Annotated in this window: 1 protein-coding gene and 2 pseudogenes; 2 read left to right on the top strand and 1 reads right to left on the bottom strand. The window is 64.6% G+C overall.

The genetic code is table 11. The features are described from left to right. Positions 1-199, top strand: a pseudogene (locus SFU54_RS09535) (alpha-amylase); the annotation flags it as partial. Positions 200-229: 30 nt separating this feature from the next. Here SFU54_RS09535 and SFU54_RS09540 read toward each other — a convergent pair. Next, entirely contained in the window at positions 230-1,243 is a 1,014-nt protein-coding gene (locus SFU54_RS09540) for a LacI family DNA-binding transcriptional regulator (protein ID WP_319016045.1), read from the bottom strand. A 91-nt stretch (positions 1,244-1,334) separates the two neighbouring features. On the opposite strand from SFU54_RS09540, the pseudogene SFU54_RS09545 reads away from it, so the two are divergent. Further along, positions 1,335-1,921: pseudogene (locus SFU54_RS09545) on the top strand (glycosyl hydrolase family 32); the annotation flags it as partial.

Here is a 1,921-nt window from a genome sequence, read left to right on the forward strand (position 1 = left end):
GAATCAGACGGCTGAGACGCTGGAGTGGCTCGACCACTCTGAGTCCGTGCTGTGGTTTCGCCGCGACAACGGCTGGAACAGCCTCACGAACTTTGGGGTTCAGCCGGTCTCGCTTCCGCACGCAGAGCTGCTCTTGTCGAGCGCGCCGATCACGGCCGACGGTGTTGCCGGCGAATCGACGATCTGGTTCCGTTCATAGTCGATGGTGACCGCCGCGGCCGTGTCGGCCTTAGCGACCGTGCCGCGGTGGCGCCGTCGAACCACGCACGACAAGAGAGAAGTCGGCAGGCTCGAACTGTTCGGGCGCCGGCGCCCCTTCGACTTCGGCAACGACCTGGCGGGCCGCGATCGACCCTTGCTCTTGCACGTCTTGGTAACACGTTGTGAGGTCGTAGTCGGCGGAGTACTCGTGCCCATCGATTCCGATGATCGACACGTCGTGAGGAACGCGCAATCCGGCTTGTTGCACCGCAAACATCGCTCCGATGGCCATTTCGTCCGACGCGCACACGAGACCCGTCGGCCAGGTCGTGCCCTGATAGAGCTGCAGCACCACTTGCTTGGCGACGCCGCTTCGATAACCGCCCGAGAGCATCCATGTGGGTTCGACAACGGCCCCGGCAAGCGAGGCCGTTCGCGTGAATGCGTGCTCTCGTTCGGAGGCGCCGATCACGGTGAGGCTCTCGGGGTCGTACCCACCGACCAGGCCCAGCGAGCGGTGCCCCAGGTCGACCAGGTGTTTTGTGGCGGCCGTCATGACGGCGGCATCGTCAATGCCGATGTTGCGGATTCCACTCACGGGAGGCCCCACCGAGATCATGGGCATGTCGAGCAAGGCGAGCTCGGCGAGCTCTTCCGGAGTAAACACCGTCGCGACGACGATGACCGCGTCAACGCGTCGACGCAGCAGCGACCGGGCAAACAGCCGCGTTCCGACGGCTTGACTGCGATCGAGGTCGAACAGCACCACGTCGTACCCCAGCTCGGCGAGGGTGCGGTCGATGCCGCTGACGACCGAGCTATAGAACCACCGGTTGAGCGAGGGAACAATCACGCCGATGGCATGGTTGCGGCCTGTCGACAACCCGGCCGCCGCGACCGATGGCACATACTCAAGACGCGCCGCGGCCTCTTGCACGAGAGCGATGGTCTCTTGCGAGATGCTCGGAATTCCGCGAAGGGCTCTCGACACCGTCGACTTCGACAAGCCGAGTTCCGCGGCGATCTGACCGATAGTCGCCATCGTGAATTCTCCATCTCGTTCGCGGCACGGGCGGCCTCGAGCGTGTTCACTGAGACTATCGCCGACTACCCCATTCGAAAGGTGTCACATTGTGATTGACGACCCGCAGCGTTGGATCTGGGACTCGTGGTATGCCCACGATGGCGACGACTACCACGCCTTCTTTCTGGCCGCTCCGCGCTCGTTGGGCGACCCGGACATGCGTCACTGGAGTGCCGTCGCGGCCCACGCTGTCTCTCGGGATCTGCGCGAGTGGAGGCACCTCCCTGATGCCCTCACACCGGGCGAAACGGGTCGTTTCGACGACCAAGCCATCTGGACGGGGAGTGTCGTGAGAGACGGCGATGTCTGGCGGATGTTCTACACGGGCATCGACGCCACCACACGGGGCGCGCGCCAACGCGTCGGCCACGCGACCTCGCACGACCTCATCACGTGGACGCGCGTCTCGCCCGACCCCATCGCCATCGCCGACCCGCGGTGGTACTCCACCTTCGACCGCGAGGGCGTCGAGGCGTTTCGTGACCCGTGGGTGTTCCGGCACACCGATGGCCGCTGGCACATGCTGGTCACGGCTACCGATCTCTCTGGTCACGGCTGCATTGGGCACGCGACGTCCGATGACTTGCTCTCGTGGGTGGTTGACGAGCCGCTCGCGATCAAGACCGGATTCTTGCA

The organism is Microcella sp., assembly GCF_033763155.1.
GTDB lineage: Bacteria > Actinomycetota > Actinomycetes > Actinomycetales > Microbacteriaceae > Microcella.

What these genes read in the sequence shown, in the direction of transcription:
- SFU54_RS09540 (WP_319016045.1), bottom strand. Translation starts at nt 1,243, where the DNA reads ATGGCGACTATCGGTCAGATCGCCGCGGAACTCGGCTTGTCGAAGTCG.